This window comes from Paraburkholderia ginsengisoli NBRC 100965, assembly GCF_000739735.1.
Taxonomy (GTDB): Bacteria; Pseudomonadota; Gammaproteobacteria; order Burkholderiales; family Burkholderiaceae; genus Paraburkholderia; species Paraburkholderia ginsengisoli.
Map to the genome: position 1 here is coordinate 26749 of NZ_BBJF01000008.1, position 18997 is coordinate 45745.

General features: G+C 61.5%; 22 protein-coding genes. 8 read left to right on the forward strand and 14 right to left on the reverse strand.

The window, feature by feature from the left end:
* Positions 1-27 precede the first annotated feature (27 nt).
* Complete coding sequence (locus tag BGI01S_RS16020; protein ID WP_042326945.1) at positions 28-1272, forward strand: DUF2957 domain-containing protein; 1245 nt, start codon at positions 28-30, stop codon at positions 1270-1272.
* A 173-nt stretch (positions 1273-1445) separates the two neighbouring features.
* Complete coding sequence (locus BGI01S_RS16025; protein ID WP_042327062.1) at positions 1446-2270, forward strand: OmpW/AlkL family protein; 825 nt, start codon at positions 1446-1448, stop codon at positions 2268-2270.
* A 299-nt stretch (positions 2271-2569) separates the two neighbouring features.
* Here the strand turns inward: BGI01S_RS16025 and BGI01S_RS16030 are convergent, their stop codons facing one another.
* Positions 2570-3205 (reverse strand): LysE family translocator, encoded by a 636-nt coding sequence (locus BGI01S_RS16030; RefSeq protein ID WP_042326946.1) that lies wholly within the window; start codon positions 3203-3205, stop codon positions 2570-2572.
* A 150-nt stretch (positions 3206-3355) separates the two neighbouring features.
* Positions 3356-4225 (reverse strand): NAD(P)-dependent oxidoreductase, encoded by an 870-nt coding sequence (locus tag BGI01S_RS16035; protein WP_042326947.1) that lies wholly within the window; start codon positions 4223-4225, stop codon positions 3356-3358.
* Between the two features lie 94 nt (positions 4226-4319).
* Here BGI01S_RS16035 and BGI01S_RS16040 point away from each other — a divergent pair, with 94 nt between their 5' ends.
* Together BGI01S_RS16040 and BGI01S_RS16045 are read left to right on the forward strand one after the other, a co-directional pair.
* Entirely contained in the window at positions 4320-5075 is a 756-nt protein-coding gene (locus BGI01S_RS16040; protein ID WP_042326948.1) for a Mut7-C RNAse domain-containing protein, read from the forward strand.
* 189 nt (positions 5076-5264) lie between these two features.
* On the forward strand, positions 5265-5543 hold the full coding sequence (locus BGI01S_RS16045) for a hypothetical protein (RefSeq protein WP_042326949.1): 279 nt from the start codon (positions 5265-5267) through the stop codon (positions 5541-5543).
* A 165-nt stretch (positions 5544-5708) separates the two neighbouring features.
* Here the strand turns inward: BGI01S_RS16045 and BGI01S_RS16050 are convergent, their stop codons facing one another.
* Both BGI01S_RS16050 and BGI01S_RS16055 read right to left on the reverse strand, forming a co-directional pair.
* Positions 5709-5921 carry a hypothetical protein gene (locus BGI01S_RS16050; protein WP_042326951.1) on the reverse strand — a complete coding sequence of 71 codons (213 nt, stop codon included), beginning with the start codon at positions 5919-5921 and terminating at the stop codon, positions 5709-5711.
* Positions 5922-6145: 224 nt separating this feature from the next.
* A complete protein-coding gene (locus BGI01S_RS16055; RefSeq protein WP_042326954.1) occupies positions 6146-6898 on the reverse strand; it encodes an IclR family transcriptional regulator domain-containing protein in 753 nt (250 codons plus the stop codon).
* Positions 6899-7224: 326 nt separating this feature from the next.
* Here BGI01S_RS16055 and BGI01S_RS16060 point away from each other — a divergent pair, with 326 nt between their 5' ends.
* Positions 7225-8154 (forward strand): DMT family transporter, encoded by a 930-nt coding sequence (locus BGI01S_RS16060; protein WP_042326955.1) that lies wholly within the window; start codon positions 7225-7227, stop codon positions 8152-8154.
* 102 nt (positions 8155-8256) lie between these two features.
* Here the strand turns inward: BGI01S_RS16060 and BGI01S_RS16065 are convergent, their stop codons facing one another.
* The 4 genes from BGI01S_RS16065 to BGI01S_RS16075 form a co-directional block, all read right to left on the reverse strand.
* Positions 8257-8508, reverse strand: a complete 252-nt coding sequence (locus BGI01S_RS16065; RefSeq protein WP_042326956.1) for a hypothetical protein — start codon at positions 8506-8508, stop codon at positions 8257-8259.
* Positions 8505-8960: a hypothetical protein gene (locus BGI01S_RS31090; RefSeq protein ID WP_232624331.1), complete on the reverse strand. Its 456-nt coding sequence runs from the start codon at positions 8958-8960 to the stop codon at positions 8505-8507. Before BGI01S_RS31090 ends, BGI01S_RS16065 begins: the two co-directional genes overlap by 4 nt.
* Positions 8961-9286: 326 nt before the next feature.
* Positions 9287-9973 carry a DUF2242 domain-containing protein gene (locus BGI01S_RS16070; RefSeq protein WP_042326957.1) on the reverse strand — a complete coding sequence of 229 codons (687 nt, stop codon included), beginning with the start codon at positions 9971-9973 and terminating at the stop codon, positions 9287-9289.
* Between the two features lie 184 nt (positions 9974-10157).
* Complete coding sequence (locus BGI01S_RS16075) at positions 10158-10793, reverse strand: lytic transglycosylase domain-containing protein (RefSeq protein WP_042326958.1); 636 nt, start codon at positions 10791-10793, stop codon at positions 10158-10160.
* 526 nt (positions 10794-11319) lie between these two features.
* Between BGI01S_RS16075 and BGI01S_RS16080 the strand changes: the two genes are divergently transcribed.
* Both BGI01S_RS16080 and BGI01S_RS16085 read left to right on the forward strand, forming a co-directional pair.
* Positions 11320-11580: a DUF6723 family protein gene (locus BGI01S_RS16080; protein WP_042326959.1), complete on the forward strand. Its 261-nt coding sequence runs from the start codon at positions 11320-11322 to the stop codon at positions 11578-11580.
* A gap of 58 nt (positions 11581-11638) precedes the next feature.
* Positions 11639-12250: a hypothetical protein gene (locus BGI01S_RS16085; protein ID WP_042326960.1), complete on the forward strand. Its 612-nt coding sequence runs from the start codon at positions 11639-11641 to the stop codon at positions 12248-12250.
* Positions 12251-12316: 66 nt separating this feature from the next.
* Here the strand turns inward: BGI01S_RS16085 and BGI01S_RS16090 are convergent, their stop codons facing one another.
* The 4 genes from BGI01S_RS16090 to BGI01S_RS16105 all read right to left on the reverse strand — a co-directional run bounded on the left by BGI01S_RS16090 (position 12317) and on the right by BGI01S_RS16105 (position 15020).
* On the reverse strand, positions 12317-12856 hold the full coding sequence (locus tag BGI01S_RS16090; RefSeq protein WP_042326961.1) for an acyl-CoA thioesterase: 540 nt from the start codon (positions 12854-12856) through the stop codon (positions 12317-12319).
* A 149-nt stretch (positions 12857-13005) separates the two neighbouring features.
* On the reverse strand, positions 13006-13206 hold the full coding sequence (locus tag BGI01S_RS16095; RefSeq protein ID WP_042326962.1) for a hypothetical protein: 201 nt from the start codon (positions 13204-13206) through the stop codon (positions 13006-13008).
* Between the two features lie 236 nt (positions 13207-13442).
* The gene (locus tag BGI01S_RS16100; RefSeq protein ID WP_042326963.1) at positions 13443-14336 is read right to left on the reverse strand and encodes a DUF72 domain-containing protein; all 894 of its coding nucleotides are present in this window, start codon (positions 14334-14336) and stop codon (positions 13443-13445) included.
* 63 nt (positions 14337-14399) lie between these two features.
* Entirely contained in the window at positions 14400-15020 is a 621-nt protein-coding gene (locus BGI01S_RS16105; RefSeq protein WP_042326964.1) for a rhomboid family intramembrane serine protease, read from the reverse strand.
* Positions 15021-15064: 44 nt separating this feature from the next.
* Here BGI01S_RS16105 and BGI01S_RS30230 point away from each other — a divergent pair, with 44 nt between their 5' ends.
* Complete coding sequence (locus BGI01S_RS30230; RefSeq protein WP_157004192.1) at positions 15065-15400, forward strand: hypothetical protein; 336 nt, start codon at positions 15065-15067, stop codon at positions 15398-15400.
* A gap of 245 nt (positions 15401-15645) precedes the next feature.
* Here the strand turns inward: BGI01S_RS30230 and BGI01S_RS16110 are convergent, their stop codons facing one another.
* Together BGI01S_RS16110 and BGI01S_RS16120 are read right to left on the reverse strand one after the other, a co-directional pair.
* A complete protein-coding gene (locus tag BGI01S_RS16110; RefSeq protein ID WP_157004193.1) occupies positions 15646-17670 on the reverse strand; it encodes a hypothetical protein in 2025 nt (674 codons plus the stop codon).
* A gap of 342 nt (positions 17671-18012) precedes the next feature.
* Positions 18013-18975: a TnsA endonuclease N-terminal domain-containing protein gene (locus BGI01S_RS16120; RefSeq protein WP_042326967.1), complete on the reverse strand. Its 963-nt coding sequence runs from the start codon at positions 18973-18975 to the stop codon at positions 18013-18015.
* Positions 18976-18997 lie beyond the last annotated feature (22 nt).

Below are 18997 nucleotides of genomic sequence, written 5' to 3' on the forward strand. Positions count from 1 at the left end.
CTACAACGAGAAAATTCTGGAGGCGGTATGAATTGGAGAATCCTTTCGGTGCTCGCTTTTGCAGCGCCGTTGCTGGGGGCGTGCGGCGGCGGAGGCGGCGGCGACGGACCGGTGACGGAAATCCGTCTGTGTCCGTCGTCGCTCGACTACGGCACGGTGTTCACGGGCGGCGGCGGTGACGGCGAACTGGTCAAGCTGCAGCTGGACACGACCAAGATGACGTGGCAGGTCAATTACATCGAGTCGCCAATTCCCGCGACCACCGGCACCGTCGTTCCGACGCGCGCCGGCCAGACCGCCAGCGGCACGCTGACCCAGGAAACCCTGCTGCCGACCAACAAGCTCAACCAGTGCGCGTTCCGTCTGAACGGCGCGAGCCTCGACCCGAATCGCCCGGCGCGGATTTTCGTCGGCGAAGGCGTGGCGGGCGGCACGATTCCCGGCGCGGAGATTTCGTTCGGCGGGATTCTCGGCGTCGGCGCGGTGCCGGACACCACGTTCCCGTATTACCCGTTCATCGGCTTCTCATCGATTGAAACGAATCTCGCGAGCGTCGCGGGCACCTACAACCAGCTCGGCTATCACCAGGTGCCGTCGCAGAACTTCGCGCCGGTCCCAGTCGATTCGAAGATCACGATCAACGCGGACGGCTCGTGGACGGAGTGCGACAACACCGGCATCAACGCCGGCAAGTGCCAGCAACCGGGCGGCAACTTCGCGCCGGCGGCCGACGGCAGCGGCGCGTTCCAGACCAACAACTTCCTCGGCCAGGCCAAACCGACGCTCGCGACCACGCCGAAAGCCCGCGGTTACATGATTGTCGGCAAGCTGCGCAATCAGTTGGTGCCTATTCTCGTACGCGCCGGCGCCGCCAATTCGTCGGTGACCGTGCCGCAAAACGGCGAGATCGGACCCTACGCCGACGACGAATCGGGCATCTCGATCCTGTCGCCGCAAAACTCGGTCGCGGTGAACTCGCAGAACGGCGAGTACATCGGCGTGGATAGCCAGTTCGACTACCGCACCACCGCGCTCGAAGGCACCGAGGCCACGCTGCTGGATCCGTTCAACGCGTCGCAGGCATCGCTCGCGACCGCGCTGAATCTGGACTTCACGCAAGCCGTGCCGGGCGTCGTGACGACCACGCGAGTGGGCGCATCGCCCGGCAATACGCCGACCGGAAAGATGATCTTCACGGGCGGCGTGTTCGGTTACCTCGATATGACCAACGCGGCCTCGCCGTACTTCACGATCGGCGCCTTCGTCCAGTGACGGGCGCGGCACGCGCCGCCCGTGCAACGAAGTGTTCGCGTCCCGGCTGCCGTGCATCGATCGACGCGGCGCGGCAGCCGGTGCCCCTGATTATCCAGCGCACTGGCCGGGCCGACGGCCCGCCGCCGCTCGTCGCGTGCGATGAGCCGCACGAGCGCCTGAGGAGGAACAACATGAAAAAAATCTGTCTCGCGGTACTGGCCACGCTGCTGTCAGCCAGTGCGTACGCCCAGCATGCGGGCGATAACGTCGCCGTACTCGGCTGGTTCCACGTGATGCCGCAGGATTCGAGCACGCCGCTTACCACCCACGTCGCGCCGACGCCGATCAACACACCGCTGCGTCTGCCGAGTTCGTTCACGTCGCCCGGCACGAGTTTGTCGACCAATAGCGCCAATACCGTCGGTCTCGTGTTCAGCCATTACCTGACCGACCACATCGCGGTGACGACGGTGGCGGGCGTGCCACCGGTCTTCAAGATCTACGGACACGGCGTGATCAAGCCGCCGGGACCGGCAGGCGCGCTCGGTCAGCAGGATCTGGGCGATCCGCAAGCCAATCCCATCGTGAAGAGCGTGCGCCAGTGGAGTCCGGCGCTGCTGTTCCAGTACTACTTCAACGCGCCGACGGCGAAGTTCAGGCCGTTTGTCGGCGTCGGCGTGTCGTACAACTGGTTCTCCGATATCCAGCTCAGCGATAACTTCGTCAAGTCGACGCAGAACAATCTCGGCGCGGTGCTGGCCGCCGGCGCGGGCAAACCGGGGCAGACGCAGGTGTCGGCGAAGGCGTCGTCATCATTGGCGCCGGTGTTCAACGCGGGTCTCGCGTACAACATCACCGATCACTGGGGGCTCGTGGCCTCGGTCACGTATATCCCGCTGAAGACGACGTCGTCGGTCATCATCAAGGCGGCGGACGGCACGGCCCTAGGGGTGTCGAAGGCGGATCTGAAGGCAGATCCAATCATTTCCTTCCTGGCGGTCTCGTACAAGTTCTAGGTTCGACGCCCCTACGACAAAGGCCGGCTGACCCCACGCGACGGGACCAGCCGGCCTTTGTTTTTTCTACGCGACGCCCGGCACAAACCGGCGGCGGCAAATTCTGGGCAAAAAAAAGCCCGCCTATGTGGGCGGGCTGAATCCATATCAGAGGAGACATGGAGGAGACAAGACGAACTATAGCAAATGGTTTGGTGCGTCGCAACATGCAAATTAGGGTTGACCCTCAATGTCGTTTTTATACAACACCTGCACGCGACACCTGTCTCCGCGGTGAGCGTATGGCTCCCCGCGCTCCGCTAATGGCGCACCAGCGCCATCATGGCGCCGAAGCCGATGAATACCCCGCCCGTCAGCCGATTGAACATGCGCGCGACGCTGCGGCTCTTCAGTCTCGCGCCGATGCGCGTGCCGAAACCCGCGTAGACCAGATACCAGCTCACCTCGATCGCGGCGAAAGTGGCGACGAGCACGCCGAACTGCGCCAGCTTGGGCTGGGTGGCGTCGATGAATTGCGGCAGCAGTGCGGCCGCGAACAGAATCGCCTTCGGATTGCTGCCGGCCACCAGAAAGCCGTTGCGAAACAACGCGAAACGCGAGCGCACGGGCCTCGCGGCGAGTTCGTCGACGGTGTCGGCGGCGGCTTCGTCAGCCGGGGCGCGCCATGACTTGATGCCGAGATAAACGAGATAAGCCGCGCCGATCATGCGCAGCGCGTTAAACATGGCCGGCCACGCCGCGAGAAATACGCCGAGACCCGCCGCCGACACCGCCAGCATCAGGACGAGCGCCGACAGGCAGCCGGCCATCGTCGCACTGGAGCGGCGCAGGCCGTGCTGCGCGCCGTGCGTCATCACGAGCAGCATATTCGGACCGGGAATCGCGGACACAACGAAGACGGTGGCGACGAACAGCCACCAGGTATGCAGAGTCATTGAGCGTGAAACGAATTGGAATCGGGCGGCTATTATGCCCGTCCGTTCACCTCTGCGGCATGGCGTGGCATGGCATGGCGTGACGTCTGGTGGCGCGGGGCGGCGTAATGCAAGCGGGCGGTCTGAATTCGCGCCGCCCGCTTTCACCGCTTAACGCCCGGCCCGCCTTGCCGCCACCTGGCCCAGCACCGCCAAGTCCTTCTCGCCGTCGCCATGCGCCACGGCTTCGATCAGACTGTCGCGCACCACACTGGCGATCGGCATCGGCGTCGTCACCGCATCGGCGGCGGCCAGCGCAAGGCGCAGATCCTTCAGTCCGAGACGCGCCTTGAACAACGCCGGCTCGAAGCGCTGCTCCGCGATCATCTTGCCGTAGCCCGAATAAACCGGGCCAGGGAAAATACCGCTCGTGATGACGTCGAGAAAATCCTGCATCGCGAGGCCATGCCCCGTGACCATCGCCGCGGCTTCGCCGAGCGTCTCGATCGCCGAGCCCAGCATGAAATTCGCCGCCAGCTTCATCACGTTCGCCTGCTGCGGCAGCGAGCCGATGCGCCAGGTCTTCTGGCCGATCGCGTCGAACACCGGCTGAACCCGGTCGATCGCCTCGGCCGGGCCGCCGGCGACGATCGTCAGCTTGCCCGCCGCCGCTACGTCGGGCCGCCCCAACACCGGCGCCGCGACGTAGTTGAGTCCGCGCGACGCGTGCGCAGTCGCCAGTTCCTCGGCCAGCGCCACCGAGATCGTCGCCATGTTCACGTGGATCAGGCCGCGCGGGGCGTGCTCCAGCAGCGACGCGGTGATGACCTCGCGCAAGGCGCTGTCGTCGGCCAGCATCGAGAACACCGCGTCGCCCGCAAATGCTTCGGCCGGCGTCGCGACGACCCGCGCGCCGAGATCGGCGAGAGGCTGCGCCCGTTCCGGCGAGCGGTTCCACACGCGCACCTGATGCCCGGCTTTCAACATGTTTGCAACCATCGCGGCGCCCATCTCGCCGAGACCGATAAAACCGATGTCCATCTGTCGCTCCGTCTTCTAAAGAACTCGCAGTAAAACACACCCATGCGACACGTGCAGGGCAGCGCGCAACAAAACACGGTGCGATACTGCTGCGATGGTCACCGCGACATTCCGCTTCTACGAGGAGTTGAACGATTTTCTCGCCCGGCCGCTGCGTCGGCGCGCGTTCGGTTACGCCTGCGCGTCCAACGCGACCGCGAAGCACATGATCGAAGCGCTCGGCGTGCCGCATACCGAGGTCGAACTGATTCTGGTGAACGGCGAGTCGGTCGGTTTCGATCATCAACTGGCGGACGGCGATCGCGTCGCCGTGTATCCGAAGTTTGAAGCACTCGACATCCAGCCGCTGCTGCGCGTGCGCGAACGGCCGCTGCGCGTGGTGCGTTTCATCGCCGACGCGCATCTCGGCGGGCTAGCGCCGCTGCTGCGGCTGGCTGGCTTCGATACGCTCTACGACAACCACTATCCCGACGCCGATATCGAAGCGCTCTCCGTCGCGCAACAGCGCATCGTGCTGACCCGCGATCGCGAGCTATTGAAACGCCGCAGCATCACGCATGGCTGCTACGTGCGCACGCTCAGGCCGCGCGAGCAATTGCGCGAAGTGTTCGAGCGACTCGATCTGGCCGGCAGCGCGCGCCCGTTCCGGCTCTGTCTGATGTGCAATGCGCCGCTGCGGCGGATCGCCAAGGACGAAGTCGGCGCCCGCGCGCCCGATGGTGTACTTGAGCGGCATAACCTGTTTGTCACCTGCGACGTATGCCGGCGCGTGTTCTGGGAAGGTACACACTGGCAGCGGATGCGCGCGCTGATGGATAGCGTGGCGGTTACGTCACCGCCGCCGGATTGAGGTCGGTCAGGTCGAGTTCGGCATTGCGTGCCGCTCGCGCTGCGGCGCCGACTTCGCGCGCGGACAACGCGCGTCGGGCTCAGCGCCTGCCGCGAGCCAGCCCGATGGCCGCTCCCTTCTCCGCCGTTTCCGCGACGCCCGGCGCGGTGCGTACAATGCGGGATTACTTATCTGGCAGAGGCCTTCCGTATGGCGATGAAAAAAACCGACCTTGAAAAGAACAAGGCGCTCAAGCTGAACAACGCAATGAAGCAGTCCACCGCCGATCGCTTCGGCAAAGGCGCAACAGCCGAGCCGAAGCTCGATCGCCGCGAGCAGCGCAAGCTCGATCAGGCGCAGGGCCTCGTTGCGTTCGCGTGCAAGCTGAACGCCGATCTGGTCACCGAGTTGAAAACGCGCGCCGCGACGCATCCCGAGGGCATGTCCGGCTTGCTGAACGAAGTGATCAAGCGTGGTCTCGCGGACTGATCCGATCCCCGCAACAACCGCCGTCCATGCAAAAAGCAAAAAGGCCAGAGCACAAGCTCTGGCCTTTTTGCTGGCAACGCCTTTTTCCGCACCCGCGCCGCGTTGACTGCCTGACGGCGCATGGCGGCGAAGCGGGACCGCTCGCCCGACGAAGCGGGCGTCAGCTTAGTTTTGCGTGCCCTTGTCGTTCGTGCCGGCGGCCGAAGCTGCTGCCGCAACCGGAGCGCGCTTGCCGTGCGTCTTCAGTTGCTTGGAGTGGTGCTTCTTCGGCGCGCTAGCTGCTGCGGCCGGCGCTGCTGCGTCCGATGCCTGTGCGAAAGCTTGAACGGAGACCAGCGCGATCGATGCGGCTGCGAGCGAGACGATAACTTTTTTCATGTGTTGTTCCCCAAACCTAAACGACTGAGTCATGTGAATGAAATAAGCTGCACGGTAAAGCAGGCAAGGCTTGAGCGCCCATCCCGCTCCCCGCGGGAGAGTATTACCCAGCGTAGGCGGTTTGTCATGCGCAAAACTCGATATGTATTTTCCGGGAGACAGCTTGCTTTCGTGGGGCTTTCGATCATTCAGTACCCCGTACCAGGGACATTACCTACGCGGTATCAAACGAGGTTGCGCAGCAGGCTGGCGGTTTCCTGCAAAGTCGGCAAAACCCGCTGCAGCGCGGCGTTCGCGGACTCGTCGCCGATCGCCATGCTGACGCTGATCGCGGCCACCACCAAACCATGCCGGTCGCGCAACGGAACAGCGACACCGCGCACGCCGAGTTCGAGTTGCTGATCGGTGACCACGTAGCCATTGCGGCGGATTTCGCCGAGCACTTCGCGCAACCGTTCGATCGTCGAATAGGTGAACGGCGTGAACACCTTGATCGGATAGGACGCCAGCCACTGGTCGATGCTCTCCGGCGCCTGGAACGCCAGCAACACCAGCCCTGCCGACGACAACGGCGCCGGCGCGCGCGACCCGAGCACGAAGCCGACCGCCATCGCCCGATTCACGCCGTTGCGCGCCACGTACACCACGTCGTGTTCGTCGAGGATCGCGACCAGCGCGGTTTCCTGCAAGGTGGCGGTGATGCGCTGAAGAAACGGCTGCACCGTGCGCGGCAGGCGCGCCGAATCCAGGTACGACTGGCCGAGCCGCAGCACACGCGGCGCTAGCCAGAACAGCTTGCCGTCGGTATCCACGTAGCCGAGCTCACGCAACGTCAGCAGATAACGGCGCGCCGCGGTACGCGAGAGGCCGGCGCGCGCGGCGACCATCGTCGGCGCCATGCGCGCGTGCTCCTCGTCGAATGCTTCGATGATCGCCAACGCCTTCGCGGCGCCAGCGATCCAGTCTTTGTCGTCCATGGCGGGTTGGTTGAGAGTCGGCGGGTTGGATGCGGTGCGCGCGAAGTGGCGGGGTCAGAGATCTCATCGCCTTTGCGCGATTATCGCGCGAGTCAGTCGATGTGCGCGTGTCGCCGCAGGCAAGCGGCGCGTCGGCGAATCGATCGTGTACGTGCCTCACGGCAATCGCGCAGAGCAGTGCTCCGATGCCGGCCCCCTGCCCGCGTATCATGTGCGATTCCAAACCGGCAGCGCGAGCGCGACTGGCGGCCATGCGTACCGTAAAGCGCGCTGCGCCGTCCGTTCGGAATCGGCTCGCAAGAACCCACCAACTCGAATAACCGCCTTTGAATCCCGACACCCGCCAACACCTGCGCGCCAATCTGCTGATGCTGATCGCCGCAATGATCTGGGGCTCCGCGTTCGTCGCGCAACGCCTGAGTCTCGATGCGATCGGACCGTTTCTGTTCACCGGCCTGCGCTTCCTGCTCGGCGCGCTCGTCGTGCTGACGATGATCGTCTGCGTCCGACGCTCCGCGCTCGCTGAACTGTTGAATCGCAAACCCGGCGGCGCACGTGAGCTGCTCGGCGCGGGCGCGTTGCTGGGCGTGGTGCTGGCTGCCTCGATCTCGCTACAGCAGATCGGCCTGCAGTACACGAAGGTCGCCAACGCCGGGTTCATCAGTTCTCTCTACGTGGTGATCGTGCCGCTGCTCGGCGTGCTGTTTCGGCACCGAACCGGAATCGCGACGTGGCTCGGCGCGTCGCTGGCGGCCGTCGGCATGTATTTCCTCAGCGTCGACGAACACTTTTCGATGCTTTACGGCGACTGGTATCAGCTGGCTGGCGCACTGGTGATTTCCGTGCAGATGATCCTCGTCGGCCGCTTCGCGCTGCGCCACGACACGCTGATGCTGGCGCTCGTGCAATTCGTGACGTGCGGCTTTGCGTGCCTGGTCGTCGGCCTCGTCATCGAGCCCGTCAGTTTCGCGGTGATCGCGCGCGCCGCGCCGACGATCGCCTACGGCGGAGCGCTGTCGGTGGGCGTCGCCTATACGATCCAGGTAGTCGCGCAACGATACGCGGCGCCGTCTCACGCGGCGGTGATCTTCAGCATGGAAGGGGTATTCGCCGCGCTCGCGGGTTGGCTCGTGCTCGGCGAAACGCTGCCGACGCGCGCGGTGTTCGGATGCGTGCTGATGTTGGCGGGTTTGATCGTGTGTCAGGTGATGCCGGGATGGCGACGCGGACGCGATCGCGTGCGTCAGGCATCGTGACGGCGTAGCGGGCCGTCGCGGTCGAAACGGAAACGCCCAGGCGCGTGGTCGAGGCGCGCGCTTCGCTTCACCGCGCGCCGTTCGGCCGGGATGCCCCGAACGCTAGGCTGCGCGCGGATACGCAAACACGTGCGGCGTGTCGGCGGTGGGCGGAAATACGCACCAGCAGCCGTCGTCGTGACGGAAGAAGAACAGGCTTCGCAGGCTGCCTTCGAGGCACGTTTCGACGCGCACATAACGCCTGCCGCCCACGCGGGTGCGGCTGAATTCCGTGACGTGAACCGGAGCGGACGGCGCCGGCGCGAGCCACTTATCGACAAGAAAACGCAGCGACTGCTCGCTCGCGGCCCTCATGATCCACTCCTGACCGGCTTGTCCTGATGCGCGTCGCGCGCGGACTCGGGACTGTCGTCGCTGTCGGCGGCGTCCGCTTCACTTTCGGCGGATGCGAGGGCGATCGCCCGGTTGGTGGCTGCCGCCCGCAGCGTGCTGCAATGGGTGGCATGTCGAATATCCGCGAGAAGACGGACGAGCTGTCGTGCTGATCTGCGTTTCATACACCCCCCGCACTGCACCAATAACCTCAGAAAACACTTTAACTCTATGCCTGGATGGGCGTTGCCGAAATGATTTTGGCTAATTAGCAACAGTTGCGCTTGCAAAAAGAGAGACGCAATCTTTGTACCGTCCAGCTTCAATGTACGCGTCCGCGGGGTGGCGGTCTGTACGCTGGCGAGCGCAGCGGGCGGTGGAAAATGCCGCGCGGCGGCCTGTGGATAAGCATCTTCGGCAGCCAGGTTATCCACAAATAGCTCTGAATAACTTCGGGATAGCGCATGGGACAGCCTGTGCGCGGAATCTTGATAAAGCTGACCGACGGAAAAGCCGTGTCAGAGTTATCCCCACTTGGTAGTTTTTCTACAATCGAGTTCCGTACGGTTATCGATTTCGCATGACGTTGATGCGACGGAACATTTGGCGGTTATCCACAGAACGGGTCGATCCTTGTTAACTACTACTACGTATGTATACGTCTGAAGTAAAAGACATAGGATAAGTACCGCTGCGCGATGAGATCGAAGGCTGATCCGCTCTTGATCAGCCTCCCTCACCCCGTTTACGTCAAGACGCGTCACGGCAATGCGCCGACTCCGCTTGCCGGTTGCACCGCCGCCGCTTGACCCACGGCCGCCGGCGGCTCGGGGACGAGGGTCGGCGTCGTCACTTCGACCGGAATCGGCAACAGACGCGTTTCGATGTGGCTGTTCGCAACCGGCTGCGTACGCACGACGGTTTGCAGATAGTGATCGACGAGACCGAAGAAGCGGTCGTAGAACTTGCCCGACGGAATCGTTTCGCTCGAGATCTTGACCATCGCGTCGCTGTTCGAGCGGATCGGCAGCGACAGCGAACCCAGCACGCTGAGCCCGACGCTCGCCGACGTATCGCTTTTCTTCAGCGCGAAGCCGTTCTGCACGGCGTTGACGTAAACGATGCTCGTGTCGCTCGCCTCTTCTCCCGGCGTGCAGACCACATGAAACTCGACGACCACGTGGGTATCGCCTGTCGGCTGGAAATTCTTGGTGCCGTCGACGGTATCGGAACGTGTCATCGTCGTCAGATAGCCTTGGCTCAACAACGCGCGGCGCGCGGCTTCGCAACTATCGGTGGTGCTCGAATTGAAATTGCGCGCGTACGGGCTCGCGCCGGTCTCGAATAGTTCCTGCTGGAATTTCGGTTGCGGCGCGCTGCTGCACGCGGCGAGGGTCAACAGCCCGAACAGGGCCGCGGTCGTGGTTCTGGAAAACGAGGTCAACATGGTCGATCGCAATGAAACGCTGTATGAGCGCGAATGGGAAAGCATTGTAGAGCGGGTCGCCAGGTGTGCGTAAAAAGCATGCAGCGTACGCCGCACGCGGGCTCATCCAGCACGACGAGAGGCGAGCGTTGACCGCCGCGCTAGTTAGCGCGGCAGGCAAAAAAGATAAAGAAGGAAATTCGCCTTAGCGGGATGCGGCAGGCGATCCACCGGCGGCCGCGCCGCCTGTTCCAGAGGCGCTCATCGCCGGCACCGTAAAGGCGTTCGCCCAATAGCCGGGCGCCGCGCACCGGTCGGCTTCGCAGGTGTCGGCGTGTGCGTCCGAAGACCGGCCGGCGTCTTGCGGCACGACGATCCCGGCAAAGTCTTCGGCGCGCGAGCTCACCTTTTGCGCGTAGGCTTTCGAGCCGCCGTAATTTTTGAGCGCGGCGTTCAGATCGCCGTTGGCCGAGCGCATGTAACCGTAGAGAATCGCCGAGCCCACTTCGATGTTCGCGGTCGGCTCGGTGAGGTCCTTTACGTTCCTCAGCAGTCCACGATGAGCCTGCGGCACGACCTGCATCAGCCCGGTTGCGCCGTTGGCGCCCTTGGCCTTTTCCTTGAAGCGGGATTCGATCGAAATGATGGCCAGCAGAAGCGCCGGCGGGAGGGAGTATTTCGAAGCGGCCGATTGCACCGCATCGGATATCTTTTCAGCTTTGTCCTTGGCGAGACCGAACTTGCGTGTCAGATACGAGGACATGCGGTCGGTGTTGTCGTCGGCCGTTGCGGTTTGCATCAGGCCGAGCGAAAGCACGATCAGGCAAAGTAACCGACTCATAACAAGGACGGGAAGAACTGGGATCCGCGCATTATAGCGCTGCCCCAAAACGAGGCCCCCGCTGGCCGGAACTTTCTGTTTCAAATCAAGGCCGAGCGGGTCTTCCGCATCTTTTACCTTGTGTGCTTCGCGTTGGGATCGTAGTCGTTGTTCAACGGCGATGAGAAGGTGGCGAGAGGTTGATCCGCACCGCCCAGATGGACCTCGCGTGTTGTTTTATCACCTATATCGAAGTACTTCCGATCGGACGTTTCACGCGCAAACCGGGTTGCGTGGCACGCCGCCGGCCGACTTGCCGAACAGTTTTTTTGTTTTGCCACCTTATTCAGTTAGTTGCGATTTTCGATTGAGGAATATCGAACTGGACGGATGCACCGGTCGAAAGTTAGCTGCCGTTCGGCTACCGGTTAGATTTCCCCTGGATTTGAGACAATGAACTCCGCCCGCGAATGTCGTTGCGGGACAACCGGGTGTAGCCTTGACGTTTCGTGTTGGGCCGCCCATTGATCAAGAGATGTTTTCAGGTATGAGCAAGACCGCGTTTATTCCCAGCGTCCCCGGGACGTCGGAGGATGATTTCGAAGTATCGGCAATGTCGAAGATGGCCGGCTACCGGCGCTTCTACGGCGTGTTGAAAGTGGTGCGGACCACCGACGGCCGCGTGCTGTTTCCGTTCGACGGCGCCCCGGAACTCGGCCCATATCCGACCAGGCTGGAGGCGGTCGCAGCGGCGCAGGTGTACGGCGAGCACATCGTGACCAGCGACCTCGAACGCCCGGAGTTGTGACGGGAGCGTGCGGCGATCCGTTGGCCGGCCACATCGCGTGATCATTTCGGAGCAACGAATGGCAAGTCTGCGCAGAAGGGGCTCATGGGCCGCGGTCATGTGGAAGGCGGCCGCGCTGGCGGCTGTGCTGACGACCGCATCCAGTCAAACCGTTTTCGCGCAAAACGCCGACGCCCTTCCCGATGCCGGGCGTGCCGCGCTAGCGAAAGCCGACGTGGTTCACGCGCAGGTCCATGTTGCGGCTATCGATGCGGCCGCCAATAGCGTGACGCTGCGTGGTCCGCACGGCAATCTTGCCGACGTGGACGTGGATCCCGCCGTGGCCGACGTCAGCCGACTGCGGGTCGGCGACAAGCTGAACGTGGCGTATAAGCAGGCGCTCCTGCTTCAGATCGACAGGCTCGCGACGCGAGGTGTGCGTGAGCGCATCGAGAGGACGGTGGCGATTCCGGCATCGGAGGGATTTACGTCGTCTGCGCATCGGGTGCGGATCGTCGCGACGGTGACGAAGATCGATCGCAAGAACCGCCTCGTGACGCTGCGTGGACCACGGCACCGGCAGGTATTGCAGGCCACGCAGGATATCCCGCTCGACAAGTTGAAAGTCGGCGATAGTGTGCGCGCGGAATTTGTGTCGGCAGTGGCGGTAGAGTTGGTCAGGGATCGATGATCGAGCCAGGCGCTTCGCACGTCCGAACGCCGCGTGACTACCGTCGCATGACTACCGTCGTGTCGACTACGCTGAAGAGGCTGGCTGCAACGCCATGCCGCCCTCCGCCTCGCTCCAGTTCACGACCCACTCCGGCAATGCCGGCGACGTCTGCGTGATGCCCGACAGTTCCAGCATTTCGGCGGTCGCCACGGTGCCGCCCTGTCGTTTCAGAAAACGCGCTCTCACGACGGCCAGTCCGATTTGCGCATCGCCGCGCACGAAGCCCTGCTCGATGAAGATGTGCTTTTCGTCCCAGCCGATCACGCGGGTGTGAACGTCATAGCGGTCGCCCAGTTCAAGCGAGCGATGAAAGCGCATCGTTTCCAGCGTCACGACCGGATACCAGCCGCGTGCTCTCAATTGCCGCCACAGGCCGCTGCGCATCATCAGATCGACGCGCGCCAGATCGAGGATCGTGAAATAGCGGCCGTTGTTCATGTGGAGCAATACGTCGAGGTCGTTTATCCAGACGCGAAACGGCGTGACACAGTTGTCGAGCACCTGAAGCCGGCTGCGGCCTCGACTGGTGAACAACAGAAGTATTAGACGTAGCAGAAGACTCATGCGAAAACCCGGTGAGCGGTGATTTGCCGTGGATGGCTGGGAAGTGCATGGTAGCGGTGATGGTGCGAAGCGGTGCGTCGGCGACGGGGGAAATCTGTAGAGCGTCGTCTCGAATGAGGATGCGATGTGAGAGGAAGGCCAGTACCCGTCTAATGGATAGCGTGGTCAACCTGGATATCGAGGAGCGGTGTCGTCGTCACCGCGACGGCTATGTGCTCCGACTTGGGCAACACGCCGGCAAATGCCGCGACACCCATTCCGCAGATCGCCGCAAGACAGACAGCAGCCACGGCAATGACCGAACTACGGCGCAGTGGTTTGAATATAACCCGACCCGGAAAGACGCTCATGTCAGCCACCTCCTTGTTCACGCAGCGTTCAAATGCAACAAGCGTGCCGACAGAGAGGGGCGGTTCCAGGCGCCTTCCTGGCGAAGCGCCTGCGCGTTAATGCAAGGCCTCAGACGTCGAAGCCACGGCTCGATGTCGGGAGAGTACAAACACTTCGGGTCCTGTTTGCGGATAAATCCCGACGCTTGCAGTCGTCGGACTGTGCCGGGGCCTCACGCCTCAGCTAACCGCTGAACTCACGTTCGCAGGATTTCGATAAGGGTGCGTGCGTTTCGCTGCCCCTGGTCTTCACGGCAATTATTAAAAATGACGTGCGTCCTGACTGCCCGGTTGGAGATATCGCGGATTGGCGTGGACAATTGCCGAAGTTCGTCGTCGCTGTAATCGTAGTCAAAGCGACCCGCAGCGGTTGCGGCCCCGGTCGCGCTCCACGTAGCCGCGTTGCGCCCATGCAGCCGAACAAACGCGAGGTCGGGATTGGTCACTTCCCACACGGTGTGCGCACGGTTGGTGACTTCTTCGGGAGCATCCACAATGACGTGGACGAGCTTGTATCGCTTGAGCAATTCCAATGTGCCGAAGACGTGTTCGGCATTCAGCCACGAATTGTTTCGGAACTCGACCGCGACCGTGTATCCGTGCATTCGCTCTGCGCATTCTTCGACGTGGGCGCGTCCTTCATCGCCGCAGATCAGCCACGGGGCAAACTGAAAAAGAACCGCGCCAAGTTTGCCGACTTGCCGTAATGGTTCGAGCGCTTCGCGATAACGCCGCCAAAGTTCATCGAGAATCTCAGCCGGAATATCACGGTAGTACAGGTTCTTTTCCCCCGCGTGCGGAATGGCCATCGCGATGTCCTTGGGCAGCGCCTCTCGCAACGTCTGATGGCCCGTCAGCAATCGAAACGCCTTGATATCGAACGTGAAGTCGGCTGGCGTGCGTTCCGCCCACAACGCCGAGTTCGACGCCGAGGGCATTCCGTAGTAGCTCGAATCGACCTCAACGAGTGAGAACTGCGACGCATAGAACCGCAACCGTGCCTCGGCACTTCTACAGTCAGGCGGATAAAACCGCTTGCACGCGATGAGCGTTTTATCGGTCCAGCCGGCGGACCCGCAGAGTATGTTCACGACGCCTCCCGATTGAAGCGCGGTGCTCGCCTGACCATGGCGGTTTATCCGGTCATGGCCGCGTCATACCGCGCGTGACCGGCTGGCTGAGCCCATACGCGCCGCAAGAACACCGCCTATCAGCCCGCCGATATGACTTTGCCACGATAAGCCGGGATAGATCGGCAGCACGCCGAACAGCATGCTGCCACCGAAGGTGCCCACGACGAGGAATGCCACGAGTATGGGGACGAATTTGCGCGTGTAGTAGCCTCGGGCGACCAGATAGCCGGCGTAACCGAATACGAGCCCGCTCGCTCCAATGTGTATCGAGTTGGACGCCCCGAACAGCCATGCGCAAAGGCCTGCGCCGAGCATCCCGCCGACGGTCGCCTCCCAGAAGTTCGATACGCGCGGCCACAGGCACAGCCAGCCCAGAACGAGCAGTCCGCCTGTGTTGGCTGCGATGTGCCCGAGGCTCGCATGCAGCCAGGGGGAAAAAAGGATGCCTTGCAAGCCGCCGAGCGAACGTGGCACGACGCCGTGCCGGTTCAGATTCAGGAAGGGCATGACGGCCGACAGCAAGAAGACCGCCCACATCGAACCGACGAACAGTCCAAGCAGCGCGACGCGCGCCTTGAGCCGTGCGGTCAGTGTGTCCCCGTCGGCGATTGCGCCACCAAACCGTATCGTCGATTGCGGCATTACGCATTCCTCCGGACATTGGACGGCGCGCCGCGGGCCAATGCGTGGCTGAACCCGCACGCCTCAAACCTGGCTTCGATTTTTCATGCGGAGTTGCCGGCAAGGGGGTGACCGGCAGACTGCCCGGTTCCCGCTATCAACAACCCTCAAACCCACACATCCGAGATATTCGCGCAAAGAAAAGGGCGCTGGAATCATTCCCGCGCCCTCGTCGTTTATTTTTGGCTTATGCGCCGCCTGGCAGGGCGTTGGCGGAATTACGATCCCGCCAACAAAAGTATTTCAAGGGCGGCGTAAACAAAACTTTTCAATGGCAATCCGGATTAGAAGTCGTTACACATCGCACCCGAAGACCTTCTGACCGAAAAATCCTCGAATAATCATGGTTCTACGCTGCGCGTAATCGCTTCTTTTGTCGAGACGAGCAGCCGAAAGTGCATAGTGAATGAATTTTTCGTGCATCTGGATTAGAAGCGGTTACGCCCGCCTGGCAAGCGTTTCCGGGAGAACATGAACATCGCGTTCGCGCCGCGCAGTCTCTCATCGGCGAGTGCAAACATCGAACGACCATCGGCTCGGTCAGTGTTGGACCTCGCCACCATGGTCGCCCCGCGGCCTGATGCCGTTACTGCTCCTCTGGCTCCGGCTTCCGGTTTTCTCGAGCAACCTTTCTAGCTTGCAACCATGCTGCATACTCCGCGTTCGGGGGCTTGGTCCCGATAGACGGCTCGGGAGGAACAGGAGCTACGGGACGCTGTGCGAGCCCGAACGCGGCCGCCTCTCGTTCTTCCCATCGGCGATTGTTCTGGATTATTGCGGTCGCTTTAGCGTTGGCGGTGGAGGTGCCCGCGATGTCGTGAATGTCCCCGTTAGCATCGCGGTGACGCACCGCATCGGCGACGCCGTTGTGCTGGTCGACGGTCAGCTTATCGCTGGCTTTGCGCTTCGTCACCTCGCCTTCGAGCTTGAGCATTGCGTCCGCCTGTTTGGTCAGAGATAGCTCCTGCCAAGTGTGGTTCTGAACCCGGCGCAGGTCTTCATCAATAACCCTTAGCGATTCCACCACCTCGCCTTCACGCTTCCAAAGAATGTAAAGAGGGTCCGCGGTGAAGCGCTTCACAAAGACTTCCAACGACCGGCCATGTTTAGTCTGCTCTTCGGCGAAGGCCTTCAGGCTGTCCGATGAAAAGCGGACGCCGCAAAAATGCACTTGACCATTCCGAACCGTGTACGGCTCCCACGCGATAAATCTGGCGAGGAGTTCCCTTTCCGACCACTGCTTTCGCGCATCCCCTCTGCGCTGAAGCTGTTGAGATGCGAAAAGCTTCATCGGCGAGCTCATCTCGCCCTCAATGAAGTCTTTGTGGCTCCGCAGCTGCGGCCGGTGAGCGGTCAGGTTGTACGCCGCCACCGCTTCGTAAGCAGAATAAATGAAACGTCCGAGAGACGTTCCGCGAGTCAACAGACGTTTCCGACGCTCCTCTCTGCTAAGCGGGTCATTTTTACGCGTATGTGCAGCCTCCAAGTCCAACAACGCGTTCTGCATGCACCCGTTGAGGCTCTCGACGCACCCTTTCGATTGTCCGCTCGCAGGAGGAGAAATTGCGAGGTGGAGTCTCATTTGCGCACACACAACAACTGCGTTTTGCCCAGACGGGCCAGCGCCGTTGTCGAAGAAGACCCCATCGATATTTCCATGCACCAACCCTTCTGGTGACCTGAGTCCGAGACGCTGAGCGAGCTTAGACTTGTCCATAAAGCAGGACGCGATACACCTGCGGTATGCAATTGCATCTTCACCAGTGAGGACTATTTCAATTCCTACGACTGCGCGCGAGTTACGCGCGACTGCGAACAGGACTCTTACGCGGATTTTCTTCCACCTCCCCTTAACCTTCACCCGTATGCCGACTTTCGGTGTCCAAGCGTCGACGTCGACCGTTTCAATTTTTCCTTGCGTGTAGTCGGTCGCCGTACCGGACAGAATCGCGAAATTGGCGTTATGAACTACGGGGCCGTTCCGCTCCTCTAACAAATTGTATTTGGGAATCAACTCCTCATTTGAAATTCTGCAGAATGTGTCGTAGGTTGGACGGAGCTCCTCCCTGACATCCGCGTAGTGCTCCTCGCACAAGCGCCGAAATGTCTTGGCTAATGACCATTTCTCCTTGACCCAATAGCGTCGCAGCAGGACGAGGAATTTTGATTCCTTTTCATGCTCGCTAACTGGAAGGCGTTTGAGCCGTCTGGGCCTGCCGGTTGCCTCACTCCTGAGCCTGTCCTGCCTTTCGGCATAAGTCAGTGCTCCAGGCTTATTGACAAGATTGGGCCGCTTGCCCGTCACGCCCTTCCCGGCGTGTTGGGCGAGCATGGAATTCTCATGGCCACCAAAATGGCAATGTTGATGGAACAACTTTCTTATCTGAGCGGCATAGCCTCGATGCTCTCCGATGGCGGCAATGACAAACTTTGTTGCTTCAAGGTTTGCGCTACGGTCAGTAACAACCTGGTCATTAAAAACATAGTCCTCTGGATTGCCTTGACCACCAGCGTCAATCATGCAGAACGCCTCAAGAATCCGGCGACGTCGTGCAAATCCGTTACGCGCGTTCTGGAACTTTGGCGGAAGCAGGTCCAGCGGCAGTTTCATGTACCCAGGAACCCCATCCGCCTCTAAACGCTTGATGTCTTTGAGCGGCGAATCGGGCGCGTCTGCTGACCAGACTCTCCAGTCCCCAGGGCCCCGAGGCGAGCCCTTGGAAACGAGCTTCAGGACATAGAGTTGTCTGTCGACTGGATTCCAGCATATGGCTCGGTATCGTGCGTCACCGTCCCGCAACCGGGCAAACATATCAAAGCGGCATAAACCTTTGGGCCAGTCTTCCCGTGGCATCAGTAGCCGCTGGAGCGCCGCCGCATCGGCTATCTGAGGTTTCAGATGGGACAGCGGTACGACCTCATCGCGTTGGTCAGCTCGTGTAGACATGATTGATTACGATTCCGGTATTGCGTGGCGACCGGTTCGAATGAGCTCGAGGCGGTTCGCAGGTCGCAAGTCATAACGATGGTCGATGGCGAGAAATCCGTATGCCACCGAGGCGCTGAATCTGACATAAGCGTCGTCGAGACTGATGCCGATGTTGCGTGCGACGCGTAGTAGCACGGCATCCAGGCTGCCACGATTGCTGCACCGGATAACGACCTTCGCGAAGCTCTCGGCAACGCTATAAAGTGACGGGAGGTGGTGATGGACGGCGAAGCCCATGAGAAGCTGGAGGTTGCCAAACTCGACCATCGAGACCTCATCACCAATAATCAGCTCCCACGTCCAGCCTCGCTCCTCCATTGCCTTACGCTCACGTTCCTCGCGTCTCAGGTCTTTCTCATCAGGGATGTACCCCCGAGCCTTGACGGAGATTGCGTGATATTTCAGCTTCAGCTCACGCGGGCAAAAGTACGTCACGATTACGTCGATAGTCATCAGCTTCGAGCGCTGCATACGCTTGCCAGTCAACTCAGCTCGCCAGAACGCCTTCTCGTCTACGATGCCGTACTGCTCGCGGAAGTCGAGGATACCGGGATGGAAGGCGAGCTTTGTCAATACGCGCAGCTCGGCCGTCGACAGCGCCTGATGCAGCCGCTCAAGCTTGAACCCCGGCATCACGGCTCGTGTACTCATCGAGGGGGTACGAGCTTTGAGCAGCGGCGTGTATTCGTCGCCATGAGGCCAGCCGAATGCGTCACGCTTCGGAAGCTTGCTTAAGGACGGCGCGGGATACGGAGGCTTCAAGTCGAAGATACGAAACCCAGTCTTCACTTTCGGAGCGACGGTGGGCTCAACGTCTTCGTCGTACTCAAAGTTTGGGTCATGCCATTCCGATGCAGCTGTGCCGAGCGCTGATTTCAGCTTGGACTTTCTATTCCCATAGCTGGTGTACACGGTTTCGAGCTTCATGTCGGTTCTCCTGGTCAGCTAC

What these genes read in the sequence shown, in the direction of transcription:
- BGI01S_RS16070 (WP_042326957.1), bottom strand. Translation starts at nt 9,973, where the DNA reads ATGTTGACCTCGTTTTCCAGAACCACGACCGCGGCCCTGTTCGGGCTG.
- BGI01S_RS16080 (WP_042326959.1), top strand. Translation starts at nt 11,320, where the DNA reads ATGAGCAAGACCGCGTTTATTCCCAGCGTCCCCGGGACGTCGGAGGAT.
- BGI01S_RS16095 (WP_042326962.1), bottom strand. Translation starts at nt 13,206, where the DNA reads ATGAGCGTCTTTCCGGGTCGGGTTATATTCAAACCACTGCGCCGTAGT.
- BGI01S_RS16090 (WP_042326961.1), bottom strand. Translation starts at nt 12,856, where the DNA reads ATGAGTCTTCTGCTACGTCTAATACTTCTGTTGTTCACCAGTCGAGGC.
- BGI01S_RS16055 (WP_042326954.1), bottom strand. Translation starts at nt 6,898, where the DNA reads ATGGACGACAAAGACTGGATCGCTGGCGCCGCGAAGGCGTTGGCGATC.
- BGI01S_RS16045 (WP_042326949.1), top strand. Translation starts at nt 5,265, where the DNA reads ATGGCGATGAAAAAAACCGACCTTGAAAAGAACAAGGCGCTCAAGCTG.
- BGI01S_RS16025 (WP_042327062.1), top strand. Translation starts at nt 1,446, where the DNA reads ATGAAAAAAATCTGTCTCGCGGTACTGGCCACGCTGCTGTCAGCCAGT.
- BGI01S_RS16120 (WP_042326967.1), bottom strand. Translation starts at nt 18,975, where the DNA reads ATGAAGCTCGAAACCGTGTACACCAGCTATGGGAATAGAAAGTCCAAG.
- BGI01S_RS16105 (WP_042326964.1), bottom strand. Translation starts at nt 15,020, where the DNA reads ATGCCGCAATCGACGATACGGTTTGGTGGCGCAATCGCCGACGGGGAC.
- BGI01S_RS16075 (WP_042326958.1), bottom strand. Translation starts at nt 10,793, where the DNA reads ATGAGTCGGTTACTTTGCCTGATCGTGCTTTCGCTCGGCCTGATGCAA.
- BGI01S_RS16035 (WP_042326947.1), bottom strand. Translation starts at nt 4,225, where the DNA reads ATGGACATCGGTTTTATCGGTCTCGGCGAGATGGGCGCCGCGATGGTT.
- BGI01S_RS16020 (WP_042326945.1), top strand. Translation starts at nt 28, where the DNA reads ATGAATTGGAGAATCCTTTCGGTGCTCGCTTTTGCAGCGCCGTTGCTG.
- BGI01S_RS16050 (WP_042326951.1), bottom strand. Translation starts at nt 5,921, where the DNA reads ATGAAAAAAGTTATCGTCTCGCTCGCAGCCGCATCGATCGCGCTGGTC.
- BGI01S_RS16065 (WP_042326956.1), bottom strand. Translation starts at nt 8,508, where the DNA reads ATGAGGGCCGCGAGCGAGCAGTCGCTGCGTTTTCTTGTCGATAAGTGG.
- BGI01S_RS16110 (WP_157004193.1), bottom strand. Translation starts at nt 17,670, where the DNA reads ATGAAACTGCCGCTGGACCTGCTTCCGCCAAAGTTCCAGAACGCGCGT.
- BGI01S_RS16040 (WP_042326948.1), top strand. Translation starts at nt 4,320, where the DNA reads ATGGTCACCGCGACATTCCGCTTCTACGAGGAGTTGAACGATTTTCTC.
- BGI01S_RS16030 (WP_042326946.1), bottom strand. Translation starts at nt 3,205, where the DNA reads ATGACTCTGCATACCTGGTGGCTGTTCGTCGCCACCGTCTTCGTTGTG.
- BGI01S_RS16085 (WP_042326960.1), top strand. Translation starts at nt 11,639, where the DNA reads ATGGCAAGTCTGCGCAGAAGGGGCTCATGGGCCGCGGTCATGTGGAAG.